The 26,983-nt window shown below is 70.6% G+C and carries 20 protein-coding genes; 13 read left to right on the top strand and 7 right to left on the bottom strand.

The genetic code is table 11. The features are described from left to right. The first annotated feature begins 105 nt into the window (after positions 1-105). Entirely contained in the window at positions 106-1,968 is a 1,863-nt protein-coding gene (locus A1QA_RS0103080; RefSeq protein WP_154652208.1) for a variant leucine-rich repeat-containing protein, read from the top strand. Positions 1,969-2,035: 67 nt separating this feature from the next. On the opposite strand, the gene A1QA_RS0103075 is transcribed toward A1QA_RS0103080, so the two are convergent. The 3 genes from A1QA_RS0103075 to A1QA_RS0103065 form a co-directional block, all read right to left on the bottom strand. Beyond that, complete coding sequence (locus A1QA_RS0103075) at positions 2,036-3,049, bottom strand: inorganic phosphate transporter (RefSeq protein WP_017177464.1); 1,014 nt, start codon at positions 3,047-3,049, stop codon at positions 2,036-2,038. Positions 3,050-3,064: 15 nt separating this feature from the next. Next, positions 3,065-3,685: a DUF47 domain-containing protein gene (locus tag A1QA_RS0103070; protein WP_017177463.1), complete on the bottom strand. Its 621-nt coding sequence runs from the start codon at positions 3,683-3,685 to the stop codon at positions 3,065-3,067. A 465-nt stretch (positions 3,686-4,150) separates the two neighbouring features. Beyond that, on the bottom strand, positions 4,151-4,822 hold the full coding sequence (locus tag A1QA_RS0103065) for a winged helix-turn-helix domain-containing protein (RefSeq protein ID WP_017177462.1): 672 nt from the start codon (positions 4,820-4,822) through the stop codon (positions 4,151-4,153). Positions 4,823-4,965: 143 nt separating this feature from the next. Between A1QA_RS0103065 and A1QA_RS0103060 the strand changes: the two genes are divergently transcribed. The 7 genes from A1QA_RS0103060 to A1QA_RS13190 all read left to right on the top strand — a co-directional run bounded on the left by A1QA_RS0103060 (position 4,966) and on the right by A1QA_RS13190 (position 12,077). Next, entirely contained in the window at positions 4,966-5,868 is a 903-nt protein-coding gene (locus A1QA_RS0103060) for a tellurium resistance protein TerC (protein ID WP_244266053.1), read from the top strand. A 159-nt stretch (positions 5,869-6,027) separates the two neighbouring features. Continuing rightward, entirely contained in the window at positions 6,028-6,720 is a 693-nt protein-coding gene (locus A1QA_RS0103055; protein ID WP_017177460.1) for a heme-binding beta-barrel domain-containing protein, read from the top strand. Next, positions 6,720-8,081: a CAF17-like 4Fe-4S cluster assembly/insertion protein YgfZ gene (ygfZ, locus tag A1QA_RS0103050; protein ID WP_017177459.1), complete on the top strand. Its 1,362-nt coding sequence runs from the start codon at positions 6,720-6,722 to the stop codon at positions 8,079-8,081. The genes A1QA_RS0103055 and ygfZ overlap by 1 nt, the downstream gene beginning before the upstream one ends. Positions 8,082-8,208: 127 nt before the next feature. Beyond that, the gene (locus tag A1QA_RS0103045) at positions 8,209-8,571 is read left to right on the top strand and encodes a DUF2516 family protein (protein ID WP_017177458.1); all 363 of its coding nucleotides are present in this window, start codon (positions 8,209-8,211) and stop codon (positions 8,569-8,571) included. Continuing rightward, positions 8,571-8,996: a D-aminoacyl-tRNA deacylase gene (dtd, locus tag A1QA_RS0103040; protein ID WP_017177457.1), complete on the top strand. Its 426-nt coding sequence runs from the start codon at positions 8,571-8,573 to the stop codon at positions 8,994-8,996. The genes A1QA_RS0103045 and dtd overlap by 1 nt, the downstream gene beginning before the upstream one ends. A 118-nt stretch (positions 8,997-9,114) precedes the next feature. Further along, positions 9,115-9,813: an ABC transporter ATP-binding protein gene (locus tag A1QA_RS0103035; RefSeq protein WP_017177456.1), complete on the top strand. Its 699-nt coding sequence runs from the start codon at positions 9,115-9,117 to the stop codon at positions 9,811-9,813. Continuing rightward, positions 9,807-12,077: an ABC transporter permease gene (locus A1QA_RS13190; RefSeq protein ID WP_017177455.1), complete on the top strand. Its 2,271-nt coding sequence runs from the start codon at positions 9,807-9,809 to the stop codon at positions 12,075-12,077. Before A1QA_RS0103035 ends, A1QA_RS13190 begins: the two co-directional genes overlap by 7 nt. A 66-nt stretch (positions 12,078-12,143) precedes the next feature. Here A1QA_RS13190 and A1QA_RS14835 read toward each other — a convergent pair whose 3' ends face one another. The 4 genes from A1QA_RS14835 to A1QA_RS0103010 all read right to left on the bottom strand — a co-directional run bounded on the left by A1QA_RS14835 (position 12,144) and on the right by A1QA_RS0103010 (position 16,154). Further along, complete coding sequence (locus A1QA_RS14835; RefSeq protein ID WP_017177454.1) at positions 12,144-12,773, bottom strand: CPBP family intramembrane glutamic endopeptidase; 630 nt, start codon at positions 12,771-12,773, stop codon at positions 12,144-12,146. A gap of 238 nt (positions 12,774-13,011) precedes the next feature. Beyond that, positions 13,012-13,914 carry an ABC transporter ATP-binding protein gene (locus A1QA_RS0103020; RefSeq protein WP_017177453.1) on the bottom strand — a complete coding sequence of 301 codons (903 nt, stop codon included), beginning with the start codon at positions 13,912-13,914 and terminating at the stop codon, positions 13,012-13,014. A 6-nt stretch (positions 13,915-13,920) separates the two neighbouring features. Beyond that, entirely contained in the window at positions 13,921-14,979 is a 1,059-nt protein-coding gene (locus tag A1QA_RS0103015; RefSeq protein ID WP_017177452.1) for an ABC transporter permease, read from the bottom strand. Continuing rightward, a complete protein-coding gene (locus A1QA_RS0103010; RefSeq protein ID WP_017177451.1) occupies positions 14,976-16,154 on the bottom strand; it encodes an ABC transporter substrate-binding protein in 1,179 nt (392 codons plus the stop codon). The genes A1QA_RS0103015 and A1QA_RS0103010 overlap by 4 nt, the downstream gene beginning before the upstream one ends. Positions 16,155-16,936: 782 nt before the next feature. On the opposite strand from A1QA_RS0103010, the gene A1QA_RS0103005 reads away from it, so the two are divergent. The 5 genes from A1QA_RS0103005 (at position 16,937) to ppdK (ending at position 26,890) form a co-directional block, all read left to right on the top strand. After that, positions 16,937-19,498: an ATP-dependent Clp protease ATP-binding subunit gene (locus A1QA_RS0103005; RefSeq protein WP_017177450.1), complete on the top strand. Its 2,562-nt coding sequence runs from the start codon at positions 16,937-16,939 to the stop codon at positions 19,496-19,498. Positions 19,499-19,976: 478 nt separating this feature from the next. After that, positions 19,977-21,389: an MFS transporter gene (locus A1QA_RS0103000; protein WP_017177449.1), complete on the top strand. Its 1,413-nt coding sequence runs from the start codon at positions 19,977-19,979 to the stop codon at positions 21,387-21,389. Between the two features lie 28 nt (positions 21,390-21,417). Further along, on the top strand, positions 21,418-21,873 hold the full coding sequence (locus tag A1QA_RS0102995; RefSeq protein ID WP_017177448.1) for a universal stress protein: 456 nt from the start codon (positions 21,418-21,420) through the stop codon (positions 21,871-21,873). A 297-nt stretch (positions 21,874-22,170) separates the two neighbouring features. Next, a complete protein-coding gene (locus A1QA_RS13180; protein ID WP_017177447.1) occupies positions 22,171-24,009 on the top strand; it encodes an MFS transporter in 1,839 nt (612 codons plus the stop codon). Positions 24,010-24,175: 166 nt separating this feature from the next. After that, positions 24,176-26,890, top strand: coding sequence for a pyruvate, phosphate dikinase (ppdK, locus tag A1QA_RS0102985; protein WP_017177446.1), 2,715 nt, complete (start codon positions 24,176-24,178; stop codon positions 26,888-26,890). The last annotated feature ends 93 nt before the right edge of the window (positions 26,891-26,983 follow it).

The following is a 26,983-nucleotide window of genomic DNA, read 5'->3' as shown; positions in this document are numbered from 1 at the left end:
CCTCCGGCCGCCATCACGCGCGGCCGGGGGCGGAGCCTCAGGAGCGGGCGGGCCGGCCCCACCTCCCCATGGACGTTAGGGACGGCGATCGGCTGGAATACGACCATGAGCACGGATGCGAACACCCCAGCGCCCCCACGCCGTGATGATCCCGACGCCGCAGCGGCAGCGGACCCGACGACGCCGTCGGTGGAGCTCGCGAGAATCGTCTCGGCGCGCCCCGACCTCCAGGCGGCCATCGCGGCCAACCCCGCCGCGACTCCCGGCGTCCTCGACTTCATCATGCGCTTCGGCACCGCCGACGCGAAGTCCGCCGTGTTCCATCGGGGCAAGCCCTCCGGGGCGACCGCCTCCTCAGCGCCGTCGGCCGCCCTGGCCCAGGGGCCGGGGCCCCAGGTCGGGCCAGCCATCCAGGCCGGCCCAGCGGGGCAGAGAGGATGGCCCCCGCAGTCCGGCCCGCAGGGCGCCCCGGTGCCAGCGGGATATCAGGTGGGTTACCAGGCGGGTCTCGCGATGCGCAGCGCCCCGGCAGCCCCCGCCGTCGCTCCCGTCTATGGCGCTCAGCCGCCGATGATGCCTGCGCCCTATGTCGGCGGTGTCGCTGGTGCCGCGACTCCATTCGCCACCGCTGGGGCACCGCGCAAGCGCCGGGGCGGGCTGATCGCGGCCGTCGTCGTCCTCGTCCTCGTCCTGGGGGCGGGAGGCGCCGGAGGAGCCTGGTGGTGGCTGCACCGCGATGAGTCGGCGGGGGCGAAAAGCGGACGGCTCCTCGGCACCACCGAGATGTCCACCGAGTTCTCCAAGGAGCCGGACATCGTCTGGTCTCGCCAGGCGAATCTGGCCTTCTTCTCCGAGGACGGCACGAGGATGCTCACGGTGGGCGACCCCAACGGGGCCAGCAGCGCCCCGCCGTCGCCCCCTCGCTCATCGTCCCGCTCGACGACCCCCGACTTGTCCTACGCCTCCTGGGAGCTCTTCAGCCTCGAGGGGGACGAGCCCCGGAGCATCGCGAGCGGCGAGGGGGCGGACGCCACGAAGGGCCACGGATTCTGGGACCAGGACGCCGTCATCGGCAACGTCAGGGTCAACGACACCACAGGTGAGCAGACCACGCTCGACTGGCTCGACGACGAATCGAAGTTCGTCGCGGGCGCGGGAGACATCGCGGTCGCCATCAAGACAAAGGGGGACCGGTCCTCACGGGATGGGAGGGTGGTCGGGGTCAGTGCCGATGGTGCCGAGAAATGGCGCTTCTCTGACCACGAGGTGTCCTACGGATGGCGCTCCTCGGCGTCGACTGCCCAGGTCTACAGGTATGACTCCGACAAGAACGAGGTGGAAGAGAGCGTCGTCGACATAGCGACCGGCACGGCGCTGGGCGGTGGAAAGGTGAAGTACCTCAGGGCGCGGCCGATCGCCGACGGAGTCGCCCTGTACTTCTGCGCTGATTCCGCCTCCCAGAACTGCGAGGTATCGGCGTACAAGAACGGGCAGACCACCCCCTTCGATACGTGGGACGGGCCCTATATCGGCGCGTCGCCGGAGGTCAGCGCCGAGGCGCTCAAGAAGGCGGGCGCCGACATGGCCGGCACCGCCACATCCGGCTTCAAGGATGACACCTACGCGCTGGACTCCTCCGGTGCTGTTCACTCGGTGACGAGTAGCACGAGCAGCTCCCCGAAGATCGACGGGCATGACCTCGAGCGGCCCGCTGATGTCGGTTCAAGCGCCGCGCCGAGCATGGAAGGCGTGGTGGGGGACGGCTCCCTCGTCATGATCCGGTGGTGGGACGGCGTTGATCTCCGTGTTCAGGCGACCAGCGTCCACGATGCCGCCACCGGAGAGGTGAAGTGGTCGATGAAGGACAGCCGTTTGGTTCGCGTGGTCGCCCCCAAGACGATCCTGACCGAGACCAGTGAGGCCTCTGACGACGATCTCAGGACTCTGGAACTGCGCCGGGTCTCCTGAGAGCGGGAGAGCCCCCGCGCCACCAGGGCGCGCGGGCTCTCCGACTCGGCGGGACTGCGCCGCCCTCTTAGAGGAGCGCCACCCGGAGGAGGAGGGCGACGACGGCGGCGATGGCCGCCGCGGCGGGAAGGGTCATCACCCAGGCCACGACGATGTCCCCGGCCACGCCCCAGCGCACAGCGCTCAGGCGCTTCGTGGCGCCCACGCCCATGATGGAGGTGGTGATCGTGTGCGTCGTCGAGACGGGGGCGCCGAAGCCCATGGCGGCCACGTACAGGAACCCGGCGGCGACGCTCTCGGCGACGAAGCCGTGGGCCGGGTCGAGGTCGATGACCTTCGAGCCGAGGGTCGCCATGATCCGGGTGCCGCCGAAGTAGGTGCCGATGGAGATCGTCAGCGCCGCGGTGATCTTCACCCACGCGGGCACGCCGTGCTCGAAGGAGTGGAAGCCGCCCGCCGTCAGCGCGATGAGCATGACGCCCATCGTCTTCTGGGCGTCCTGGAGGCCGTGCCCCAGCGCCATAGCCGCTGCCGAGACCGTCTGGGCCCAGCGGAAGCGCCGCATCGTGCGGTGGTAGGGCAGGGCCGCGCACAGGCGCAGAACGATGATCATGGCGATGTACGCCACGATGAATCCGCCCAGCGGTGAGACGATCATCGGGATGACGACCTTGTCGAGGATCGAGGTCCAGTGGACCATCAGACCGCAGGCCAGGCCGGCGCCCGCAAGCCCCCCGATGAGCGCGTGCGAGGAGGACGACGGCAGGCCGAACCACCAGGTGATGAGGTTCCAGGCGATCGCGGAGAACAGCGCCGCGAAGACGACGATGAGGGCGATCATGTTGCCCTCATCCGTCCCATAGCTGATCGACACGATGTCGGAGCCGATCGTGTGGGCCACCGAGGTGCCCAGCAGCGCGCCGACGATGTTCATGACGGCGGCCATGAGCAGGGCGGAGCGCATGGACAGCGCGCGCGTCGACACCGACGTCGCGATGGCGTTCGCGGCGTCGTGGAAACCATTGGTGAAGTTGAAGATGAGCGCGACGATGAGGATCGCGATGACCAGTGCTGTCATCATGGCAGTGCCGATCCGTCAGGACTCGCGGACGGCGATCGACTCGACCGTGTTCGCCAGGGACTCGAAGGCGTCGATGGCGGCCTCCATGCGCTCGATGATCTCCTTGCGCTTGATGAGGCTGATCGGGTCCATCTCCTCCTCGAAGAGCCGGCCGATGCCAGCGCGGTAGGTCTGGTCGCCGTGGTTCTCCAGCTCGTTGATCTTCACCCAGTAGCTCTCGAGGTCCTTGAGCGACTTCAGGCGCGGCATGGCCTGCGCGGTGAGCTCGGCGCACTGCTTGAGGATGTCGACCAGCTCGTGGCAGGCCTGGGGCAGGACCCCGACGTGGTAGAGGACGATGCAGTCACCGGCCTCGTCGACGAGGTCCATGCAGTCATCCATGGTCGAGCCGAGCAGGTGGAGGTCCTCGCGGTCCAGGGGGGTGACGAAGGTGGCATTGATGAGGCGCTGGAACTCGTGGTGCGAGTCGTCAGCCGCGTGCTCCTCGGCGTGGAGGGTCTCGCGAAGGCCGATGCGCTCCTCGCGGTCGGCGGCGACGATCTGCTCGAGGACATCGCAGGCGATGACGAGATGACGCGCGGACCGCGAGAGAAGGTCGAAGAGCGCCTCGTCATTGTTGCGGGGGTGGATGCGCACGGAATGGCTCCTTGCTGGTCTGGGCGGCTCGTATGGCCGCGCCTGTCATGAATGCGCGGCCCCGGTGCGTTCCCGGGGCGGGTCCCGGGGGCGGTCGGCCGGTTGGGGGCGGGCCGCCTCGGGGAAGAGTCGATTCAGGTGAGTGAAGGTGGTCGGGATACTCAGATGTGGTGCGTGTTCTCGGCTGCGGTGTCGGAATCGTTCTCGAGAAGGAATCGTGGTCAAGGACGCCGGGCCGCAAGAGCGCCAGTCGGCGCGAATGCCGCTCGTGGCGGCGCAAGGTGGAGCCCGGGGCCCGTCGCGACCCGGCGTCGGCTTCAAGGTAGCAGCAGCGCAGCACGCGCGCCAAAGAAGGAACAGGGGGAATGGCGATGCTGCTGGAGGGGGCTGTCGCGGACTCGCACTGGCCGGCATGAGGCGGCCCTGCCTGGCACTGAGTGACGCTGCCATGCTCCCGGCTCGCCCCTACATGCTCCCCGGTGCGTCGAGGCGGTAGCCCACATTGCGGACCGTCCCGATGAGCTGGTCGTACTCCGTGCCGAGCTTCGCGCGCAGGCGGCGCACATGGACGTCCACCGTCCGCGCCCCTCCGATGTAGTCCTGGCCCCAGACCTCGTCCAGGAGGATCTCCCGGGTCAGGACGCGGCCCTGGTTGATCGCCATGAACTTGAGGAGCTCGAACTCCTTGTAGGTGAGATCGAGGATCTCCCCATGGATCCTGGCGGTGTAGGCGGTGACGTCGATGACGAGGTCCCCGACTTCCAAGCGATCCTCCCGGGGCGCGCTCGAGACGGGCGCGGCGCGGCGCAGCATCCGCAGCCTCGCGCCGAGCTCGGCGGGGGAGGCGCCGGCCATGACGAAGTCCGAGGCGCCCCAGTCGTCCTGGACGGCCGCGGCCCCGCCGTCGTCGACGACGAGCAGGATCGGACCGCACTCCATCGGGCCGCTCAGGAGCTGGCACAGGGCGCGGGCCCGGGTCAGGTCCGCGCGCGTGTCGATGAGGATCGCGTCGGCGTCGTCGACCGCGCTGTAGTTCGAGGGCAGCGGGGGCAGGCAGGCCACCGCCGCGTCGAGGAACGACATCGCCGGTAGCGCGTCCGCGGGATCGGCCGCGTGGGTGAACATGACGACGCGCACGCGATCCCTCCCATCGGATCTCCTGGGCACTGCCGGACTGGCCGCCCCTGGGCGGCGCGGGGGCGTGCCCGGGCGCCCCGGCGGGCCGCCCCAAGTCAAGCACACGTCATGGAACCGCGCTGGGGTGTGCGACGATACGAGATGTGGATACCCCTGCCAATCCCAAGAGCGGTCCAGGGCGCTCAGCGCCCACCCCAGCCGCCTCCCGCCCCGGATACGGCACCCGGCGCGGCAGCGCCGTGCCGAAAGAGGCCGGCATCGTGGACCCCGCCTGGACCCGCCTGGCGGTGGCCGGGCTTATCCCCGTCCTCCTCGCCGCCTCGGCCCCCATGGCGGTGTGGGTGCGCATGGTTCTCGTCCTCGTCCTCGTCCTGGCCATGGCGCAGGGGTGGCCGGCGCTCGTGCGGGCCCGCCACGACGCCGGCTCGACGGCGGTCATCGCGCTGACCGGGGTCGCAGGAGCGCTGGCGGTGGCCTGGCGGCAGGACTACGGCGCCGCGGGCGTCGTCATGGCCCTGTCGATCCTCATCGCCTTCGTCGCGCAGATGCTGCGCAAGGGCGAGAGGGCGAGCCTGCTCGAGAGTCTGTCCTCCACGATCTCCGGCGGCCTCGTGGCGATCGCCGGCGCCGCGTGGTGCGCGCTGGAGCCCGGCGTGGCCGACCCCGCCGTCATCGTCCCGTGCAGCCTGGCGCTGTTCGTCGGCGCGCTGCTGACGACGCTGGAGGTGCGCGCCCGGGTGCTGGAGATGCTCACCATGACGCTGCCGGCGATCATCTCGGGCGCCGTAGGGGGGCTGCTCGCCGTCGTCGGCTTCTTCGGCCCGGCGCACACGGGGCTCAGCGAGGCCGCCCAGTCCGGAGCGGCCTGCCTCATCGTGGGCTTCACCGCCGGTGTTCTCATGGCGGCCGCCAACCGGGTGCTGTGGACGCACCAGTGGGTCCCCGGCGGGCGGGCCGCGATCGCCAGCGCCATCGTGCCGATCCTCGCCGTCGGGGCGCCGTCCTACGCCATCGCCCGTCTCATGGGCAGCTTCGTCGCCGGCTAGCACTCATCGCTTCCCCCTATGAGCGAGACCGGGCGAACAGCACCGCGAGATTGTGGATTGCCGCGTGGTTTCGCATCTCGCCGTGCTGTTCGCCCGGTCTCGCCGTGCTGTTCGCCCGGTCTCGATGGAGGGGGCGGGGTGGCGGCTTAGGGTGGGGGCATGACTTTCTCCCTCCCCGAGGACCTGGCCCCCGAGCTCTACCCGCTCGCCTGGCTGGTCGGCACCTGGCGCGGCTACGGCATCCTCACCTACGGCGAGACCATTCCCGAGCAGGCGGTCTACCAGGAGATCGTCTTCGAGCACGACGGCGGCCCCTACCTTCGCCAGATCACCACCGTGTGGACCCTGGACGCCACGCGCTCGGAGGACCTCGACTTCGAGGTCCCCGGCCTCGAGGGCGCCACGCGCATCGCGCCGGCCCAGATCTGGTCCACGGAGACGGCCTACTGGCGCCCCGTCGGCCAGGAGCAGCCCGACGCCGATGACGCCGACACCCGCACCCCGATCACCCGCCTCGAAGTGGTCTCGGCCGACCCGGCCGGGCAGGTCGGCGTCTGGGAGGGCTGGATCCAGGGCCCCCGCGCCCAGATCGGCACCCAGGCCGTGGGGCGCACCCGCACCAGCGCGCCCATGACCGAGATGACCCGCGTTGTCGGGCTCGTCGGCGGGGACCTCATGTGGGCGCAGGACATGGCCGCCTTCGGACAGGAGCTCCAGAGCTACGCCTCCGGCCGCCTCGGGCGGGTCGAGGACCCCGACGACCCCGCCACCCAGCCGGGCGCGCTCCTTCCCGAGCCCGCCGAGCACCCCGAGCCTCCTGAGGGCCCCGACGACGGCGAGGCCTCCCGCTGATGCGCTGCTCCGCCCTGCTGGGCTCTCCCGGCGCCATCGCCGAGGACGCCGCGAGCCCCGACGCCGCCGTCCCCGCGCACTACGGCAACCCCCTGCGCGAGCAGTCCGCCCTGGCCGAGGGGCAGGCGATCACCGCCCTGGCCAGGGATGTCGTGGCCGTGAGCGGGCCGGATCGCCTCTCCTGGCTCACCACGCTGACCAGCCAGGTCCTCACGGGCCTGCTCCCGGGCGACGGCGGCGCGGAGGCCCTCATCCTGGACGCCCACGGGCGGATCTCCCACGCCCTGGCGGTCGTCGACGACGGCGCCACCGCCTGGATCGTCGTCGACGCGGGCGATGGGCCGGCGCTCGCCGAGCACCTGGAGCGGATGCGCTTCATGCTGCGCGTCGAGGTGGCGCCGCGCGACGACGTCGCCATCCTCGGCGCGATGGGCGCGGGCATCGCCGCCCTGGAGGAGGCGGCGCGCGCCGCCAGCCCCGAGGATGGCGGGCCCACCACCGGCCCGGGAGCCGAGCCCGAGGCCGGAGCCGCAGCCCAGCCCCTCCCGAGCCTGCCTGTGACCTGGCGCGATCCCTGGCCCGGCGTCGTCGACGGCGGGACGAGCTACGACGTCGGCCTCGAGGCCGCCCGACACCCCGGGAAGGGCTACCGCGCCGCCGCTGTGCTCGTCCCCGCTGAGCGCGTCCCCGCGATCGCCCATGCCTTCCTCGACGGGGGCGAGGGGCGCCGCTTGGCCGGGTCCTTGGCCTGGGAGGCGCTGCGCGTTGAGGCGGGGCGCCCCCGCTGGGCCCGTGAGGCCGACGAGCGCGCCATCCCGCACGAGCTCGACTGGCTGCGCACCGCGGTCCACCTCGACAAGGGCTGCTACCCGGGCCAGGAGACGGTGGCCCGCACCCTCAACCTCGGGCGCCCGCCCCGCCGCCTCACCCTCCTGCAGCTCGACGGCCTCACGGGCGAGGCGCCCCTTCCGGGCGCCGCCGTGCGCCTGGGGGAGCGGGTGGTGGGCGTGGTGACGAGCGTCGCCCGTCACCACGAGCTCGGCCCGATCGCCCTCGCCCTCCTGCGCCGGGGCGTGCCCGCGGACGCGGCGCTCCTGGTGGATGTGGCTGATCCAGACGACGACGGCGCCGTGGGTCCCGCCACTGGGGCGGCGTCTGCGGCGGCCGCGGTTGACGCAGGTACTGCCAACAGGGCCGGCGCGGTGGACGCCGCCCAGGAGCCGCTGGTGAGTCCCGAGGGGCGCGCGCAGGCGAGCCCAGCGCAGCGCCCGGGTGCGGGACTGCGCGCGGGCGGCCGCGGTATCGGGCTCGGCAATGGCGGGACCGCGGGCGGCCTGGCCAGCGGACCGCGCTCCGCGTGAGCGGTGGCGCGCCGGTCCACTGGCTGCCGATGTTGATGTCGATTGGGGCCTTGACATCCCCTCGCGCCGCTTCTGCCCGGGCGCGGCGGCCCTTAGCCCGATGGCGGTGAGCCGTTAGGGTGGAGGCGTGAGCATTCTGATCGGCATCGCGACAGCCCTCTACTACACCCTCTTCTACCTGCAGTGGGCATTCTTCGCGGCTGGGATGATCATCGGCGTCTGGGCGCTGGTCGACTCCCTCGTCCGTCAGCCCGATCACTACATCGCCGCTGGCAAGCGCAGCAAGGGCTTCTGGGTGGGCGTCAACGCCGCTGGCCTCGCGGTGGTCCTGCTCATGGGGCAGATGTCCCTGTTCGGGCTGCTGGGGATGGTGGCCAACGCCGTCTACCTCGCCGATGTGCGCCCGGCCCTCCGGATGTACCGGCCGGTCCGGGTGCGCTCGACGATCCGGCGTCCGGGCAATGGTGGCTCGAAGGGCTGGCGCCGCTGATGCGCGCTGTCCTCCAGCGGGTCACCCGCGCGGCGGTGCGGGTCGACGGCGACGTCGTCGGGGAGATCTCGCGCCCGGGCCTCATGGTGCTCGTGGGAGCCACGCACGACGACGGCCCCGCGCAGGTGGCGACGATCGCCCGCAAGATCGCCGATCTGCGCCTCCTCGACGGCGAGCTCTCCGTGACTGACGCGGGCGCGCCCGTGCTCGTCGTCTCCCAGTTCACGCTCTACGGCGATGCGCGCAAGGGGAGGCGCCCGACCTGGAACGCGGCGGCCCCCGGCCCCGTGGCCGAGCCCCTCGTCGACGCCGTCGTGGAGGACCTGCGCGGGCGCGGCCTGGAGGTGGCGACGGGCCGCTTCGGGGCTGACATGCGCATTGAGATGGAGGCCGACGGCCCTGTGACGATCCTGCTGGAGGCCTGAGCCTCGCCGGAGGCCAGAGGGTCTATGCTCTGCGAGGACTCTTGTCAGGGGCTTCCGATCTGTCTATCGTTTTGGCGTACGCGCCAACGATGAAATGTCGCTGCGCAGGAGGATGAGGATGTCCATCGTCGTCGAGTCGATCAGCAAGTCCTTCGGCCAGGGCGATGGGAGGGTCGAGGTCCTGCGCGACCTCAGCTGCCACGTGGAGGACCGGGAGATCTGCGTCGTCGTGGGCGCGAGTGGATCGGGAAAATCCACTCTCCTCAACTGCATCGGCGGACTGGACCGCCCGGATGATGGCTCCATCACCGTCAATGGACAGAGCATTACCGGCCTGCGCCCGAAGGCCCTCACCCGTTTCCGGCGCGAGAGCGTCGGCTTCGTCTTCCAGTTCTACAACCTCGTCCCCAACCTGACCGTGCTGGAGAACATCGAGGTCTGCGAGCACCTGGCCGACAACCCCATGCCCATCGGCGAGTTGGTGGACACGCTGGGGCTGAGCGAGCACAAGAACAAGTTCCCCTCCCAGCTCTCCGGGGGCCAGCAGCAGCGCTGCGCCATCGCACGGGCACTGGCCAAGCGCCCCGAGGTACTGCTGTGCGATGAGCCCACGGGCGCGCTCGACTACTCCACCTCCAAGGAGATGCTCGCCCTCCTCCAGAGGGTCAATGAGGACCTGGGGACCACCATCGTCATCGTCACCCACAACGAGGCCATCTCCCGCATGGCGCACCGGCGCATCGTCGTGCGCGACGGCCAGGTGCGGGAGTCCTCCGCCACCCAGGCGCCGGTGCGCGCGGAGGCCCTGTCATGGTGAGGTCTCGCGGGCCCCTGCCGGTGCTTCGCCACCAGCTGCCGCGCGACCTGTGGTCCAAGAAGACGAGGTATGCCCTCCTGGCAGCGCTCATCGTTGTCGGTATCGCGGCGGCCATCGGGAGCGCCTCCGCCAGCCAGGCCTCCCTGAGCGCCCTGCGCGACGGACGGGCGGCCGCCAACCTCGAGGATGGCGCCATCGAGACCACCGGCGCCCTGGGCGCCGACCAGATCGCGGCCGTCGAGGCCACTGGCGTCGTCCTGGAGGACACGACCTACGCGGACGTCGCGGGACCGCAGGGCTCGACCCTGCGCTTCTTCGAGTCCCGCTCACGCGTCGACCGGATCAACCTCGACGCCGGGTCGCTGCCCACCGCCGACGGCGAGGCCGTCGTCGAGAAGCACTACGCGGCCCAGCACGCCATCGGCGTCGGCGATGCGATCGAGGCCGGAGGCCGCCAGCTCCGGGTGACGGGCATCGGCTCCAGCCCGGACTACACCACCGTCGTGCCCCGCGCCTCCGACTTCGCCGTCGACTCGCGCGCCTTCGGGACCGCCTTCGTGGCGCCCGGCACGATGAGCGCCTGGCCCGCTGGCGAGCTCGCGCCCATCCACGGATATGCCGTGGACCTGGGCGCCTCCGGCATGAGCATTCAGGAGGCCGCCGCCCTCGTCATGCGGGCTGGCGCGCCCTCCGGCGTCGTGGTGGTCTCCGTCCTCGATGCGGACTCCAACGGGCGGATCACCACGGGAGCGAATGACCTGGCACTGACAGAGAGCTCCTCATACATCGCCGGCATCCTCGCGCTGGTGGTCATCGCCTACCTCCTGGCGGTCATGGTGGCCGAGGACATCCGGCAGGAGTCCCCCGTCATCGGGACCTTCTACGCCCTCGGGCTCACTCCCGGCGAGCTGATCCGTCACTACCTCACACTGCCGGTGGCCCTGGCGGTCGTCTGCTCCTGCGCGGGCACCGGGACGGGACTGCTGCTCGCGCCGTACCTGGCCTCGGACGCCGCCTACTACTCCCTCCCCGAGATCTCGATCGGGCTGACGGGGCGGGCGGTTGTCTTCGGCGTCGGGGCGCCCGTGCTCATCGTCCTGGCCATCGGGGCGCTCGTGCTGCGCCGCAGGCTCACCAAGGAGCCGCTGGCCCTCCTGCGTCGCGAACTGGGCACCGGGAGGCGGGCAGGCGCCCGACTGACCAGGTTCTCCTTCCCCACGCGCTTCCGGCTCCGCGGGGCGATCCGTGAATGGCGAACCAGCGCCGTCATGCTCGTCGGCGTCGTGCTGGCCGTGCTCTTCATGGTGCTCGGCCTCGGCATGCGCGACAGCATCGAGTCCTTCGCCGACTCGGTGCATGACACGATCCCCTTCTCCCACCTCTATGTTCTCACCCCCGGGCAGGAGCCCCCGGGGGCGCTGCCGGAGGGCGCCCAGGCGCTCGCGGTTCGCCCAGTCAGCCTCGAGACCGCGCAGGGGAGTCAGGGAAGCGGGAGTAACGCCGTGCTCCTCGGGCTGGAGGAGGCGGACCCCTACCTCGGCCAGGGCCTCGACTTGAGCGACGGGCGGATCTACGTCTCCTCGGCCACGGCCCTGCGCGAGGGCCTCGACGACGGTGACCCCCTTACCCTGCGCGGCCCGGGAGGCGAGAGTCGGAGCGCGGTGGTCGCGGGCGTCGTCGATTACCCGCAGCCCGCCCTCATGTCCAGTCTCGACACCGCCAACGCCCTGGCGGGCCAGCCGGCCACGGCCACGAACGCCGTCATGGCGAGCGCCCCCAGCCCCGAGCTCGACGCCGTCAGCGCCCAGGTCATCAGCCGGGCGGGGATGGAGGAGGACATCGACGCGCTCACCGACGCGCTCGGCCCCCACATGACCACCCTGCTCGGCGCCTCGACGATCATGACGATCCTCGTCGTCGTGCTCCTCATGCGCATGGTGGTGGACAAGGAGGCCTACGCCATCTCCCTCATGAAGGCGCTGGGCTACGACGAGCGCGAGGTCGGGCGGCTCTACCTGGGCAACTACCTCGTCGTCATCCTCGCCTCCCTGGCGCTGGGCATCCCCCTGTCCTACCTCGTCATGCGGCCGATCTGGCTGCGCATGATCTCCACCCAGCCCACCGCCTTCCGCTTCGCCCTGGACCCGGCATCGGTCGCGATCATCGTCGCCCTGGTCCTCGCCTGCTACGCGCTGGCCCGGTTCATGGGCGCGCGGCGCCTGGCGGGGGTGGACCTGGGCGAGGCCCTCAAGGACCGCGAGTAGGGGCGGTGGCTGGGCCGGCCGCGCGGGCTCACTGCCTGTGGCTCAGCCTTCCGCCGGGCATCGCGCTCAGCCCTCCACGAGGACGCTGGCGTAGATGTACAGGTTCGTCAGGGCGTGGATGAGGATCGACGCCTCCAGGCGGCGGGTCGCGTAGTAGGCGACGGCGAAGATCGCGCCCGGGATGACGTAGTACAGCCAGTCCACGGCGGTGGCGGGGGAGTGGATGAAGGCGAAGAGGAGCGTGGAGGCCACGACCCCGATCACCGCGTGCCGGGTGAAGACGTACTTGAGGAGCAGCCCGCGGAAGGTGATCTCCTCGAAGATCGGGCCGAGCACGTTGATCGAGAAGAAGGTGTGCCACAGGGGGCTGCTGAGGATCGAGTCGGCGTGCTCCTCCTGGCTGCCCGCGGCGTAGCCGGCGCCCTCGACGAGGTCCCCGATCCTCCCGACGATCTCATCACTCAGCGGCACGGCGAGGCAACCCAGTACCACCACCAGCCAGAACCGCGTGGAGCGCAGGGGCGAGGCCTCGGAGAAGCGGTAGCCGAGCAGGTGGAGGAGCCCCCATCCGCCCAGCGCGCAGGTGACCTCGGAGGCGAGGATCCCGACGGCGGCGCCCTCCTTCTCCGGCAGGCTGGAGATGCCGGGCAGTTCCACGAGGGCGTAGGGCAGGGCGAGGCTGAGGGCCACGAGCACGAGGAAGAGGGGGATGGTCAGGGCGATCCGGGGGTCATTGGTTCAAGTGCGGTTGAGGCGGGTGATCCTCTTGGCGAGTCCCGTCGTCGGCATGTTGGTGGTGTCCTCCTGGTTTGCTCACGCGCTGTGCTGTCGCCGCGCGGAGCCGGGCCCGGCCCGGGCAGGGGACTCTAACCGACGGATATCAGACAACCAAGGCTGGCATGTCAGCCCGGCCCCGCCCCCGCGCGGGCGCCGCTCACCGGCCCAGGAGAGCGAGGATGCGCGCTTTGAGGTCCTGGTACTCGGTGGAGGCGGGGGCGTCGGCCAGCGCGGCGGGCACCTCGAGGTCGGCCACCACGTGGGCGGGCCGCTCCGAGAGGACGACGACGCGCTCGGCCAGGCGCAGAGCCTCGTCGACGTCGTGCGTCACGAGGATCGCGGTGAAGGCCTGGGAGGACCACAGGCGCGCGAACTCGTCCTGGAGGCCCAAGCGGGTCAGGGCGTCGAGCTTGCCGAAGGGCTCGTCCAGGAGGAAGAGCCGGGGCCGGTTGACCAGCGCCCGGGCCAGCGCGGCGCGCTGCGCCATGCCGCCGGAGAGCGTCGAGGGGTAGGCGCCGGCGAAGTCGCGCAGCCCCACGATCTCCAGGGCGGCGTCGATGCGCCGCTGGTCGATGGCCAGGCGCCCTCGCGCCTGCGGCCCGAGCGCCACGTTGTCCCTCACGGTCCTCCACGGCAGGAGGGTGGCATCCTGGAAGGCCATGGCGCGCTCTGGTGCCGGGCGGGTGATCCGCTCGCCGTCGACGACGACACTGCCCTGGCTGGGCGTCTCCAGCCCGGCGAGGAGCCGGAGGATCGTGGACTTCCCGCAGCCGGACTGCCCGACGACGGCGACGAACTGCCCGGGCGGGATCGTGAGCGTCACGTCGTCGAGCACGTGGAGGGAGGAGCCCTTGGCGGCCTCGGCCTCGTAGCGGGCGCGGGCGGCCGGCGAGACCTGGCGGATCGCCCAGGGGACCCAGCCGTGGTCGAGCTCGTGGTGCAGCGGGTAGCGGTGGGTGACGCCGGTGAGCGCCACCTCGGCGCCGCGCGGGCGCTCAGCGGTGCTCGTCGTGCTCCCGGGGTCGGGCGCCGCGGGGGCGCTGGTCGCGTTCTTGGTCATCGTGGGTCACCACCGGACGAGGTCGTGCTGCCAGGCGAGCAGCGAGGAGCGGAGCTTGAAGAGCAGGATCATGAGGGCGCGGCAGAAGACGACGAGGACGACGAGCCCCACGTACATGCGGGGGTAGTCCGCCCACCCTTTGACCCAGTTGATGTACCAGGCCAGGCCTCGGTCGACGCCGACGAGCTCAGCCGTCATGAGCGCGGCGAGGGAGGTCCCCAGGCCCGTGAACAGGCCGGTGAGCATGTCGGGCAGGGCGGCGGGGATCGCCACGCGGCCCACGAGGAAGGCCTCGCTCGCGCCGAGCGTGCGGGCGGCGTCGATATAGCTGCGGGGTACGGCGTGGACGCCGGCGCGGGTCATCGTCGCCATGGGGAACCAGGCCCCGAAGGCGATGATGAGGACGGCGGAGGCGAAGGTCGACGGCGCGACGAGCAGCGCCAGCGGCAGCAGCGAGGCGGCCGGGACCGGGCCGATGGTCTGCAGGAGCGGGTGGAGCCAGTAGTCGGCCCGCCGCGACCAACCCATGAGCAGCCCGGTGATGAAGCCCGTCACGGAGCCCAGCGCGTAGCCGGCAAGGAACAGCAGGGCGGAGGCCCCCAGGCTGGAGGCGATGAGGTCGAGGTCCCCGCGGAAGGCGTCGATGAGGACCTCCGGGGAGGTGAAGTAGGGCGGTGAGAGCCAGTCCAGTTTCGCCGTCGTCACCTGCCACAGGATCATCCACGCGCCGCCCAGCGCGATCCACGGCAGACGGTGGGCCAGGGCCCCCGCCGCGGAGGAGGCGGGGCGGGCCAGAGCCCAGGCGAGCCAGACCGCCAGGACGGCGATCCAGGCCCCGACGACGATGAGGAGGGGCTGGTGGCTAGCCGTGCGCAGCGCGGTATCCGGCATGGCGACGACGACCACGAGGTGCGCCGCCCACAGCGCCAGGGCGAGGGATCCGCCGCGGACGAGGGCCCGGCGGCGGGACTCCAGCGCCGCCGTCCCCGCAGCGCCGGTGGGGGAGGCAGCGCTGGCGGGGCTGTCGTGGCGCTCGGTCTGGGGTTCGCGTGCCGCGGCGCTCACTGGCTGATCCCCAGGTCGGCGTAGACGGCGTCGGCGAGTTTGCCCGCCTCGACATCGGCCGAGATGAAGCCGGTCTTCTTGAAGCGCTCGATGCCCGGCTCGATGGCCGCCCGGAAGCGGGTCGCGGAGGCGTCGAAGCCGTAGGTGCGCAGCACCTTCTGGACGACGTCCTGCTCAGTGGCCACGTACTCGTTGTCCACCTCGAGCTTGGCGATCTCCTCGATGTGGTCGGGCACGTAGGCCGAGCCCTTGAGCCATGCCTCGGTGAGGGCCTTGGCCCTCTCGGGCTGCTTGGAGACGAAGTCGCCGTTGAGGACGACGGAGCAGCAGAACTGCTCGGCGTCGTTGTTGGCGATCTCGTGGCCGGTGCCCGCCAGGACCGGCAGGAGGACGCCGGGGTCGGAGCCCATGATGACGTCGACATCCCCCGAGGTCAGCGACTGGCCGAGGGAGTCGGAGTCGATGGTGCGCCAGCTGATGTCCCCGGCCGAGGGATCGGGGTTGATACCGGCGTCGGACAGGCCGATGGAGAAGTAGGCGAAGGCGGAGGAGGACAGGGAGGGCACGCCGATCGAGGCGCCCTTGAGGTCGGCCAGCGAGGAGTAGGACGAGCCCTCGGGCGCCACCACCCGCAGGCAGCCGGCGTGGAGGCCCGCTGTCAGGCGGGCGTTGAGGCCGTTGTAGATCGGCTCGAGCCAGGAGAAGAAGATGCCCGGGGCGCCGATGTACTTGCCAGCGCCGACGCCGTCCTTCGTGTCCTCGGTCTGCTGGGTGCGCACGAGGGTGACGTTGAGCCCGGCGTCATCGAAGTAGCCCTGGTGGTAGGCGGCGTAGAGCGGGGCGGCGCAGATGTCCCCGCCGATGACGAGGGGGATCTCCTCGGCGGCGCCGACGACGCCCTGGTTCGTGCGGCGCAGTGTGAGCCAGGCGCCCCCGGCCACGAGGGCGGCCGCGGCCACCGAGCCGCCGATGAGGAGGCCCCGGCGCGTGGTCGAGCGCTTGGCGACGGCGGCGAGCTCGTCGGCGCTGTCATCGGCGGCGAGGATATCGGCCGCGTTATCGGAGGTGACGGGGGCATCGGCGGGCGCCTGCGCGGTGGGCGCCCCCTCGGCCGCGGGGGTGGGGGCCGCTGAGGGAGCCTCAGCGGGGGAGGGGGCGGATGGGGAAGCGGTCATGGTGGTCTCCTGTGGAATGACGGTGTTGGGGTGGCGCGGGCCTGATGAGGGTGCTGGCGCGGGCCCGCGGAGGCGGTCGGGGGCCTGCGCATCGGGAGCGTGCTCGGCATTACCGCGCCGCCCCGAGCATCCGGGGACCGTCTGGGGCATCTGCAAGACGCTGGAAGCATCCCGTAGCGGGGTGCTTCGGGCGCTCTGGGGTGCTCCAGTGGATCTGGGGGTGCTTTCGACGCGGGAACCGCCAGTGGCTCCGCTCGCGCGAACCAGCTATCGCCGCTGGCCCATCACTGGGCGGCGAGGGTTGGACGGACTGGGCCTGGAAGGATCAACAGGCCTGGCAGCGGGCGCTGGAACAGCGACAACAGCGCATCATCCGCGCGCGGCCGATCATCGCCGACGACGCGGGGGCGTCGTGGCCGGCAAGGATGCGCGAGATGTGTTCCATGCGGCGCACCCTACGCACTGGCCTGGCGCGATGTCATGACGGCGACCGCCATGCGGACGGTGGACCTCCTCAGTGGGGCTCAGTGGGTCTCCGCACCGGCAGTGGGTCGGCAGTGGGTCGGCACTGGACCAAAACCGCGCAGGCTCTGCGCGATCCCCAGCCATTCCTGAGCGGGATCGACTCAACCTTGACTCACGCCTACCGCGAACAGGGGCATGGGCCCCCATGCCGCGCCGTTAGCCTTGGCAGCACGTGCCCGCGCTGGGCCCGTCGCCCTCATCGGGCGCGCGGCCCCCGCGCCCCCAACCGACCGCACGTGCCGAGGAGATAACCCGCGATGTTCGAACGCTTCACCGACCGCGCCCGCCGCGTCGTCGTCCTTGCCCAGGACGAGGCGCGGGCGCTCAACCACAACTACATCGGCACGGAGCACCTCCTTCTCGGCCTCATCCACGAGGGCGAGGGCGTGGCCGCCAAGGCCCTGGAGTCGATGCAGATCTCCCTGGACGCCGTGCGCGCCCAGGTCGTCGAGGTCATCGGCGAGGGGCAGGCGGCGCCCAGCGGCCACATCCCCTTCACCCCCCGCGCCAAGAAAGTCCTGGAGCTCTCACTGCGCGAGGCCCTGCAACTGGGACACAACTACATCGGCACCGAGCACATCCTGCTCGGCCTGCTGCGCGAGGGCGAGGGCACGGCCGCCCAGGTGCTCATCAAGCTCGGCGCGGACCTGTCCTCCGTGCGCCAGACCGTCATGCAGATGCTCTCGGGCTACGAGGGCAAGGAGACCGTCACCGCCGGCGGCCCCTCCAAGGAGGGCACACCGTCGGGCAGCGCCATCCTCGACCAGTTCGGCCGCAACCTCACCGCCGCCGCGCGCGAGGGCAAGCTCGACCCGGTCATCGGCCGCCACAAGGAGATGGAGAGGGTCATGCAGGTCCTCTCCCGGCGCACCAAGAACAACCCCGTCCTCATCGGCGAGCCCGGCGTGGGCAAGACCGCCGTCGTCGAGGGCCTCAGCCAGGCCATCGTCCACGGCGACGTCCCCGAGACCCTGCGCGACAAGCAGCTCTACTCCCTCGACATGGGCAGCCTCGTGGCGGGCTCGCGCTACCGCGGCGACTTCGAGGAGCGCCTCAAGAAGGTCCTCAAGGAGGTCCGCACCCGCGGCGACATCGTCCTGTTCATCGACGAGATCCACACGCTCGTGGGCGCCGGCGCCGCCGAGGGCGCCGTGGACGCCGCCTCCATCCTCAAGCCGATGCTCGCCCGCGGCGAGCTCCAGACCATCGGCGCCACCACCCTGGAGGAGTACCGCAAGATCGAGAAGGACGCCGCCCTGGAGCGCCGCTTCCAGCCGGTGACCGTGGACCAGCCCAGTATCGAGGAGACCATCGGCATCCTCACCGGCCTGCGCGACCGCTACGAGGCCTTCCACCGCGTCGTCATCACCGACGAGGCCATCGAGGCCGCCGCCAAGCTCGCCGACCGCTACATCAACGACCGCTTCCTGCCGGACAAGGCCATCGACCTGGTCGACGAGGCCGGCGCCCGCCTGCGCATCCGCCGCATGACCGCCCCCCAGGAGCTTCGCGACATCGATGAGCGGATCGCCGAGGTCAAGCGCGAGAAGGAGTCCGCGATCGACGACCAGGACTTCGAGCGCGCCGCCGCCCTGCGCGACGACGAGCGCCGCCTGGCCGAGGAGCGCACCGCCAAGGAGAAGGCCTGGAAGGACGGGGACCTGGACCAGGTGGCCGAGGTCGATGAGAACCTCATCGCCGAGGTCCTGGCGATGTCCACCGGCATCCCCGTGGTCAAGCTGACCGAGGCGGAGTCCTCCAAGCTGCTCAACATGGAGGCCGAGCTCCACAAGCGCATCGTCGGCCAGAACAAGGCCATCGAGGCGATCTCCAAGTCCATCCGCCGCACCCGCGCCGGCCTGAAGGACCCCAAGCGCCCCGGAGGCTCCTTCATCTTCGCCGGCCCCACGGGCGTGGGAAAGACCGAGCTGGCCAAGGCCCTGGCCGAGTTCCTCTTCGACGACGAGGACGCCCTCATCCAGCTCGACATGTCCGAGTTCGCCGAGAAGCACACCGTCTCCCGCCTCTTCGGCGCCCCTCCGGGCTACGTCGGCTACGACGAGGGCGGCCAGCTCACCGAGAAGGTCCGCCGCCGGCCCTTCTCCGTCGTCCTCTTCGACGAGGTGGAGAAGGCCCACCCGGACATCTTCAACTCGCTCCTGCAGATCCTGGAGGACGGGCACCTGTCCGACGCGCAGGGCCGCGAGGTGGACTTCAAGAACACCGTCATCATCATGACGACGAACCTCGGCTCCAAGGACATCGGCAAGTCCGTGGCCACGGGCTTCCAGTCCACCGAGTCCGGCGCCATGGACTACGAGGAGATGAAGGCCCACGTCAACCGCGAGCTCAAGCAGCAGTTCCGGCCCGAGTTCCTCAACCGCGTGGACGACCTCATCGTCTTCCCGCAGCTGACGAAGACCGAGGTCCGCGAGATCGTCGACCTCATGATCGCCCGACTCGACAAGCGCATGAGCGAGCAGGACATGACGATCGAGCTCACCGACGCCGCCAAGGAGCTGCTCGCCGAGCGCGGCTTCGACCCGGTGCTCGGCGCCCGCCCGCTGCGCCGCGCCATCCAGCGCGACATCGAGGACGCCCTGAGCGAGAAGATCCTCTTCGGGGAGATCGAGCGCGGCCAGAAGGTCATTGTTGATGCCGAGGGAGAGGGGATCCTGGGCGAGTTCACCTTCCGCGGCGAGCCCTGGGACCCCAAGATCGCCTCGGACCCGCTCAGCGCCGAGGTCGCCGCCCAGGAGGAGGCCAAGGCCATTGTCGACGCTGCCGTGGGTGCGGACGCCCGCGGCGCGGGGGAGTGAGCCGCGCGAGCCGGCCGCGAGGCGAGGAGGGCGCGAGGAGGGCGGAGGCCTGCCGCCGCGCGTGAGCGCTGCTGCGCCGCGCTGAGGGTTCGACGCCGGGGCCCGCGGCACGGCACCAGGGCTCCCGCCTTCTCAGCACGACGCAGTTTTCTTGGGGTGCCGCGTCCCGTCGGGGCGCGGCACCCCTGTGTTCTGCGGGCCCGCGGGAGCCGGGGTCGGAGGCACGACGACGGCTCTTCGGATTTGAAAGTGCTCCACGAGACATACCGTGGAATAATCGGATCGTGCGCCTGAACCATGCCCAGATCGACCCAATGTAAGACTAAAGGCATGTCAAACGTTAGCCATGTTGGGTAGATCATTGCCTTGCCACCCCCTGAGACTCCCCGCCGTCCCGCACAGCGCTCTCTCGGACGGGAGGCACGGCATCCGCTTCGGATGGCGCCGACAACCGCAGGGCCCAGGACAAGGACGACCTATGGCACAGACCTCCCAGAACGGCGCGGTGGATCTCGCGCACAAGCCCATGATGAGTACGGGCCAGATCCTGCTGATGAACGTCGGCTTCTTCGGCATTCAGTACTCCTTCGGCATGCAGCAGAACGTCATGTCGCCCATCTACCAGTTCCTCGGGGCCTCCCCCGACGAGCTGCCCATCCTCAACCTGGCCGGACCCGTCACCGGCCTGCTCATCCAGCCCCTCATCGGGGCGCTGTCGGACCGGACCTGGAGCGACAAGTGGGGCCGCCGTAAGCCCTTCTTCCTCATCGGCGCCGTCGGCTGCTCCATCTTCCTGTTCCTCATGCCCTTCGTGACCGCCGTGTGGATGGCGGTGCTGTGCCTGTGGCTGCTGGACGCCTCGAACAACACGGCCATGGAGCCCTACCGGGCCTTCATCGCCGACCGCCTGCCCTCCAAGCAGTTCGCCAAGGGCTTCCTCACCCAGGCCCTGTTCATCGGCGCCGGCTCGGCCCTGGCCGCCGGCACGCTGGCGGTTCTGGAGAAGATCCTCAGGGGCGCCACCGCCGCGGGCATCCCCTACTGGGTGTTCGGGGCCTTCATGGTGGGCTCGGTGTGCTCCATCGGCTCCGTGCTCATCTCGGTGCTCTCCACCAAGGAGCTGCCGCCCACGCCGGAGGGCCGCGCCGAGCTCGAGCGCAAGAAGAGGGAGGAGGGCCCCTTCGGCTTCGTCAAGGACGTCGGCGTCGCCATTGTCGAGATGCCCCGCGGCCTGAAGAAGATGGCCCTCGTCTACCTCTTCCAGTGGTACGCCATGAACGTCTTCTGGCAGTACCTCGGGCTCATGTGCGCCATCGCCTACTTCGGCGTCAACCTGAGCGACCCGAACTACGCCAAGACCGATGCCTTCAGCGACGCCTCGGGCTTCGCCACCGGCCTCATGGTCGTCTACTACATCTCCTGCACGATCGTGGCGCTCTTCCTGGCGCGGCTGGCCAACAAGGTCGGGCCCAAGCACGTCCACACCGCGGCCCTCTTCCTGGCCGCCATCTGCCTCTACCTGCTGACCCACATCGGCAGCCCCGAGAACACGACGGTCCTCTACCTGCCCATGATCGGCATTGGTGTGGCCTGGGCCTCAATCGTGGGCGTACCCTACGTTATGGTCACCGAGATGATCCGCAAGGAGCGCCGGGGCGTCTACATGGGCGTCGTCAACATGATGATCGTCGTCCCCCAGCTCCTTCAGACCCTCACCTTCGGCTTCATCTACAAGAACCTGCTCGGCAACCACCCTGTCAACGCCCTGCTCTTCGTCGCAGTCTTCCTCGTCATCGCCGGCCTGCTCATCGAGTGGATCGACACCGACAAGGACGCCGACCCGAGGGTGCGCGCCGCCGCTGTGGCTACCACCGAGACCGCCGTCGCCTGACCGGGCGCCACACGAGAGGATGACATCCGTGACCTATACCACTATCGTCGCCGGAGTCGGCAACCTTGAGGAGAACACCCACGTCATCGACCGAGCCTGTGAGATGGCGCGCCTGTGCGACGCCACCCTGCTCCTCGTGGCCGGATTCGATCCCGTCTCGGCCCGGGATAAAGCCCGAGTCGCCGACACCGCGCAGGTCGCCGACGTGCGAGTGAACGAGGTCCAGCTGACCGAGGACGAGGCCTACGCCGTCGTCGAGAAGGCGCGCGACATCGCCATCGAGCGCGGCGTCGGCCTCGCCCAGGGCGTCGTCGTCGAGGGGACGGCGGTCTCCGCCGTCACCCTGGTCACCCTGGAGGCCGAGGCGGATCTCGTCGTCGTCGGCTCCAAGGGCGTGGACTCCCTGCTCGGCCGCATCTTCGGCGCGGTCTCCGTCCAGGTCCTGCGCAAGTCGCAGTGCGACGTCCTCGTCGTCGTGCCCTGACCGCCACCGACCTGTCTCACCGGCGGGCGTCCTCCCTTTCCCGGGGCGGACGCCCGCTGCGGCATTTTGACCAGCTGTTGTACCCTCGTGTGATCTGGAGTCGTGCCGGATCTGCAGTGAGGCGGTGCGTGCCCGGTCTGCCGGGTGCGTGCCGGCCCGCTCCGGAAGGCGGCGCGCCGGACGTTCCCTGAGCCTCTCGGTCCCTGTCGCCCGTTGCGCTGCCCGGCTCCACGGCGTCGGCGGACGCCGAATCACGAGCGGTCCTGACCCGAGGGGCCGCGCAAGGATCGGAATGCCATGGACTATATGGCCACAACGCAGGATGAACATACTGACACCCGCCCCTCCCACGACATGGGGCTGGCGCGCGCGGAGCGCAAGGTGGAGAGGATCCGCCGGGAGCAGCGAAGACTGGCGTACATGCGGCGGCGGCGCCGGCTGCGCGCCGACGACGTCACCGTCGTCGAGGAGTCCGCGCTGCGCAAGGCGATCCTCGGCTCGGTGGTCGGCAACATCATGGAGTGGTACGACGTCGGCGTGTTCGCCTATGTCGCCGTGCTCGTGGGGCAGGCCTTCCTCCCCAATGCCAGCGGCACCGCGCAGAACCTCTTCTCATTGGGGGTCTTCGCCGTCACCTTCGTCGCTCGGCCGCTGGGTGGCGTCATCCTCGGCCAGCTCGGGGACCGCCTCGGCCGCAAGGAGGTCTTGGCCTTCACCCTCATGATGATAGCGCTGGCGACCTTCGGCATCGGCATCCTGCCGCCTGCCAGCGTCCTGGGCATGTGGGCGCCGATCCTCCTCATTGGCCTCAAGCTGGTCCAGGGTTTCTCCACCGGCGGCGAGTACGCCGGCGCCACCACCTTCGTCACCGAGTACGCCCCGGACAAGCGCCGCGGCTTCTACGCCGCCATGCTCGACTGGGGCTCCTACATCGGCAACGCGCTGGGCGCGGGCTTCGTCACCGCGCTCATGCTCACCCTTCCCAAGGACTTCATGGCCACCTGGGGCTGGCGCATCCCCTTCCTCCTCGCCCTGCCCATGGGCGCCATCGCCCTCTACCTGCGAACCCGGATCGAGGACACCCCGGCCTTCCGCGGTGCCCAGGCGGAGGCCGACGACGAGGAGCCCGCGGATCTGGCGGCCGTCGAGACCGAGATCATGAAACCGGAGGAGGGCCCCCTCGGCTTCAAGGAGATGGTGCGCACCTACTGGCGCGAACTGGGAATCGCCATCATCCTCGTGGCCGGTGCCAACACGGTGGGCTACACCCTCACCTCCTACATGCCGACCTACCTTACCACCACGCTCAACCTCGACGCCGAGCACGGCCCCCTGCTCACCCTGCCGATCCTCGTCCTCGTTGCCTTCCTCGTCCCCGCCTGCGGTCGGCTCTCGGACCATGTGGGGCGCAGGCCCGTCCTCCTGTCCGCGGCGATCAGCACGATCATCCTGGCGGTCCCCGTCTTCCTCCTGCTGGAGCACAAGGAGGTCTGGTCGGTGCTGCTCGGCCTGACCCTCCTCGCCTATCCGACGGCTGCCTACGTCGGCAACCTGGCCGCCTCCCTTCCCGCGATCTTCCCCACCCGCTCGCGCTACGGCGGCATGGGCATCGCCTACAACGTCGCCGTCGCCCTCTTCGGTGGCACAGCCGCCTTCATCATGGAGGCGCTCGTGGCCTCCACCGGCAGCCACCTGGCGCCCGCCTTCTGGCTGCTGGGGACCTCCACAGCGGCCCTCCTGGCGATCTTCGGGCTCAAGGAGACCGCCCGCCGCCCCCTGCCCGGCTCCATGCCGGCCGTGGCCAGCCAGGAGGAGGTCGCCGAGCTCGTCGAGACGCAGGAGGAGAACCCCGACCTGGATGTCTCCGAGATCTTCGCGATCGCCCCGGCCCACCTCGTCGACACCGAGCCGACCGTTGTGGAGGCCCTCGCCGAGGTCGAGGTGGCGCAGGCCTGGGAGGACAGGGCCCGGGCCAAGCTCGCCCGGGCGACCCGCGCCACCACTGACGCCCTCCGGGTTCTCGATGAGGCCCGTGAGCGCGAGAGCGCCTTCCCGGACAACTCTGACGATGCTGACGACTCTGACGACTCGGGCGCGCAGTCCCCGGGGAGCCATTCCGGGGACGAGCGGGGCTGATCGGGTGCGCGGCGGGAACGCCTCCGGGGGCGCCTCCGGGCGCGCCGGGCCTTTCGGGCGACCTTGGGAGGAGCGGCGCGGTTTGAGCGTAGGACCGAGGTCACATTAGAGTGGGGGCGATCCGACCAGCGCGATGCCGCGCGATCCACGAGTGAAAGAGGCGACGATGCCCAAGTACGTGTACCGCTTCAGCGAGGGAGACAAGGACCAGAAGGACCTCCTGGGCGGCAAGGGCGCGAACCTCGCCGAGATGACCCGGCTCGGACTGCCCGTTCCCCCCGGCTTCACGATCACCACTGACGCCTGCCGGGCCTACCTCGCCGACGGCGCGGTCCCCGACGAGCTCGCCGTCCAGGTGACCACAGCCCTGCGCGAGGTCGAGGAGGAGCTCGGCCGCGAGCTCGGGGCCCCCGAGGATCCCCTCCTCGTCTCCGTGCGCTCGGGCGCCAAGTTCTCCATGCCCGGCATGATGGAGACCGTCCTCAACATCGGCCTCAACGACGCCTCCGTCACGGGCCTGGCCGAGGCCAGCGGGGACGCGCGCTTCGCCTGGGACTCCTACCGCCGCCTCATCCAGATGTTCGGCAAGACCGTCCTGGACATCGACGGCGATCACTTCTCCGACGCCCTCGACGCCAAGAAGGCCTCCCGCGGCGTCACCCTCGACTACGAGCTCGACGTCGACGCCCTGCGCGAGCTCGTCGAGGAGTACAAGGCCATCGTCCATGAGCAGGCCGGCATCGACTTCCCCCAGGACCCCCGCAGCCAGCTCGACATGGCCACCGAGGCCGTCTTCCGCTCCTGGAACACCGAGCGCGCCCACATCTACCGGCGCCGCGAGAAGATCCCCCACGACCTGGGCACCGCCGTCAACGTGTGCACGATGGTCTTCGGCAACATGGGGCAGACCTCCGGCACCGGCGTCTGCTTCACCCGCGACCCGTCCACCGGCCGCTCCGGCGTCTACGGGGACTACCTCGTCAACGCCCAGGGCGAGGACGTCGTCGCCGGCATCCGCAACACCCTGTCCCTGGCGGACCTGAAGTCCCTCGACCCGGAGTCCTACAAGGACCTGCGCGCCGCCATGCGCAAGCTCGAGACCCACTACCGGGACCTGTGCGACATCGAGTTCACCATCGAGCGCGGCAAGCTCTGGCTCCTCCAGACCCGCGTGGGCAAGCGCACCGCCGCCGCGGCCTTCCGCGTGGCCACGCAGCTCGTCGACGAGAAGCTCATCACCACCGACGAGGCCCTCACCCGCGTCACCGGGGACCAGCTCACCCAGCTCATGTTCCCGCAGTTCTCCACCGCCGGGGAGCGCGACCTGCTCACCAAGGCCATGCCCGCCTCGCCCGGCGCCGCCGTCGGCTTCATCGCCTTCGACAACGCTGAGGCCACCGCCCGCGCCGAGGCCGGCGAGTCCGTCATCCTCGTGCGCCGCGAGACCAACCCCGACGACCTGCCCGGCATGGTCGCCGCCTCCGGCGTTCTCACCGCGCGCGGCGGCAAGACCTCCCACGCCGCCGTCGTCGCACGCGGCATGGGCAAGACCTGCGTGTGCGGGGCCGAGGCCCTCGAGGTCGACGCCGCGGCCAAGACCGTGCGCCTGGCTGGCAGGGACGAGGTGCTCACCAGTGAGGACATCATCGCCATCGACGGCACCACCGGCGAGGTCTTCCTCGGCTCGGTGGAGGTCGCCGACTCGCCTGTCATGACCTACCTGCGCCGCGGCCTGGAGACCGCCCTGGACAGCGCCGGCGACGTCGACAACCGCGAGCTCATCACGAGCGTCGACCGCCTCATGCGCCACGCCGACAAGGTCCGCCGCCTCGCGGTGCGCGCCAACGCCGACACCCCCGACGACGCCCGCCACGCCATCCACCGCGGCGCCGAGGGCGTGGGCCTGTGCCGCACCGAGCACATGTTCCTCGGCGAGCGCAAGAAGTTCGTCCAGAACCTCATCCTGGCCGCCACCGACGCCGAGCGCGAGGCCGCCCTCGCCGCCCTCCTGCCCCTGCAGAAGGACGACTTCGTGCAGATGTTCGCGACGATGAACGGCAAGCCCATGACGGTGCGCCTCATCGACCCGCCCCTGCACGAGTTCCTCCCCGACCTCACCGAGCTGAGCGTCAAGGTGGCCGTGGACCGGGAGAAGGGCGTGCTCGACCCCGCCGACGAGGAACTGCTCGCCGTCGTGCGCAAGAGCCACGAGTCCAACCCCATGCTCGGCCTGCGCGGCGCCCGCCTCCTGCTGACCATGCCCGGCCTCATCGAGCTCCAGGTGCGCGCCATCGCCGAGGCCGCCGTCGAGCGCCTGCGCGCCGGGGGAGACCCGCACCCCGAGATCATGATCCCGCTCATCGGGTCCGTCCGGGAGCTCCAGATCGCCCGCGAGCGCGCCGAGGCCGTCCTGGCCGAGGTCGGCGCCGAGTCCGGCTACGACCTCTCCTTCCCGATCGGCTGCATGATCGAGCTGCCGCGCGCCGCCGTCACCAGCGCCCACGTGGCCGAGGAGGCCGACTTCTTCTCCTTCGGCACGAACGACCTGACCCAGACCACCTGGGGCTTCTCCCGCGACGACGTCGAGACCTCCTTCGTGGGGCGCTACATCGACGAGGCGATCTTCGGCACCTCGCCGTTCGAGTCCCTCGACGCCGACGGCGTGGGCGCCATGGTCCGCCTGGGCGTCGAGGGCGGGCGCTCCACCAAGCCGGAGATGAAGATGGGCGTGTGCGGCGAGCACGGCGGTGACCCCGACTCCATCGCCTTCTTCCACACCGCGGGACTCAACTACGTGTCCTGCTCCCCGTTCCGCGTCCCCGTGGCGCGCCTCGAGGCCGGCCGCGCCGCCGTCCTCGCCCCGGAGGAGGGCCAGCAGTAGCGCCCATCAGTAGGCCGGGCAGACCGGCCGCCGCGCCCCTTCAGGGCCGCGGGCCAGGCCACCGGCACGACGGCGCCCACCGCCCCAGCGGGC

The organism is Actinomyces timonensis DSM 23838, assembly GCF_000295095.1.
Taxonomy (GTDB): domain Bacteria; phylum Actinomycetota; class Actinomycetes; order Actinomycetales; family Actinomycetaceae; genus Actinomyces; species Actinomyces timonensis.
Note: the sequence above shows the minus strand (reverse complement) of the source record. Positions and strands in the feature narration are given on the sequence as shown.

What these genes read in the sequence shown, in the direction of transcription:
- ygfZ (WP_017177459.1), top strand. Translation starts at nt 6,720, where the DNA reads ATGCGCTGCTCCGCCCTGCTGGGCTCTCCCGGCGCCATCGCCGAGGAC.
- A1QA_RS0103035 (WP_017177456.1), top strand. Translation starts at nt 9,115, where the DNA reads ATGTCCATCGTCGTCGAGTCGATCAGCAAGTCCTTCGGCCAGGGCGAT.
- A1QA_RS0103055 (WP_017177460.1), top strand. Translation starts at nt 6,028, where the DNA reads ATGACTTTCTCCCTCCCCGAGGACCTGGCCCCCGAGCTCTACCCGCTC.
- A1QA_RS0103000 (WP_017177449.1), top strand. Translation starts at nt 19,977, where the DNA reads ATGGCACAGACCTCCCAGAACGGCGCGGTGGATCTCGCGCACAAGCCC.
- ppdK (WP_017177446.1), top strand. Translation starts at nt 24,176, where the DNA reads ATGCCCAAGTACGTGTACCGCTTCAGCGAGGGAGACAAGGACCAGAAG.
- dtd (WP_017177457.1), top strand. Translation starts at nt 8,571, where the DNA reads ATGCGCGCTGTCCTCCAGCGGGTCACCCGCGCGGCGGTGCGGGTCGAC.
- A1QA_RS0103080 (WP_154652208.1), top strand. Translation starts at nt 106, where the DNA reads ATGAGCACGGATGCGAACACCCCAGCGCCCCCACGCCGTGATGATCCC.
- A1QA_RS0103010 (WP_017177451.1), bottom strand. Translation starts at nt 16,154, where the DNA reads ATGACCGCTTCCCCATCCGCCCCCTCCCCCGCTGAGGCTCCCTCAGCG.
- A1QA_RS13180 (WP_017177447.1), top strand. Translation starts at nt 22,171, where the DNA reads ATGGACTATATGGCCACAACGCAGGATGAACATACTGACACCCGCCCC.
- A1QA_RS0103005 (WP_017177450.1), top strand. Translation starts at nt 16,937, where the DNA reads ATGTTCGAACGCTTCACCGACCGCGCCCGCCGCGTCGTCGTCCTTGCC.
- A1QA_RS13190 (WP_017177455.1), top strand. Translation starts at nt 9,807, where the DNA reads ATGGTGAGGTCTCGCGGGCCCCTGCCGGTGCTTCGCCACCAGCTGCCG.
- A1QA_RS0103075 (WP_017177464.1), bottom strand. Translation starts at nt 3,049, where the DNA reads ATGATGACAGCACTGGTCATCGCGATCCTCATCGTCGCGCTCATCTTC.
- A1QA_RS0103020 (WP_017177453.1), bottom strand. Translation starts at nt 13,914, where the DNA reads ATGACCAAGAACGCGACCAGCGCCCCCGCGGCGCCCGACCCCGGGAGC.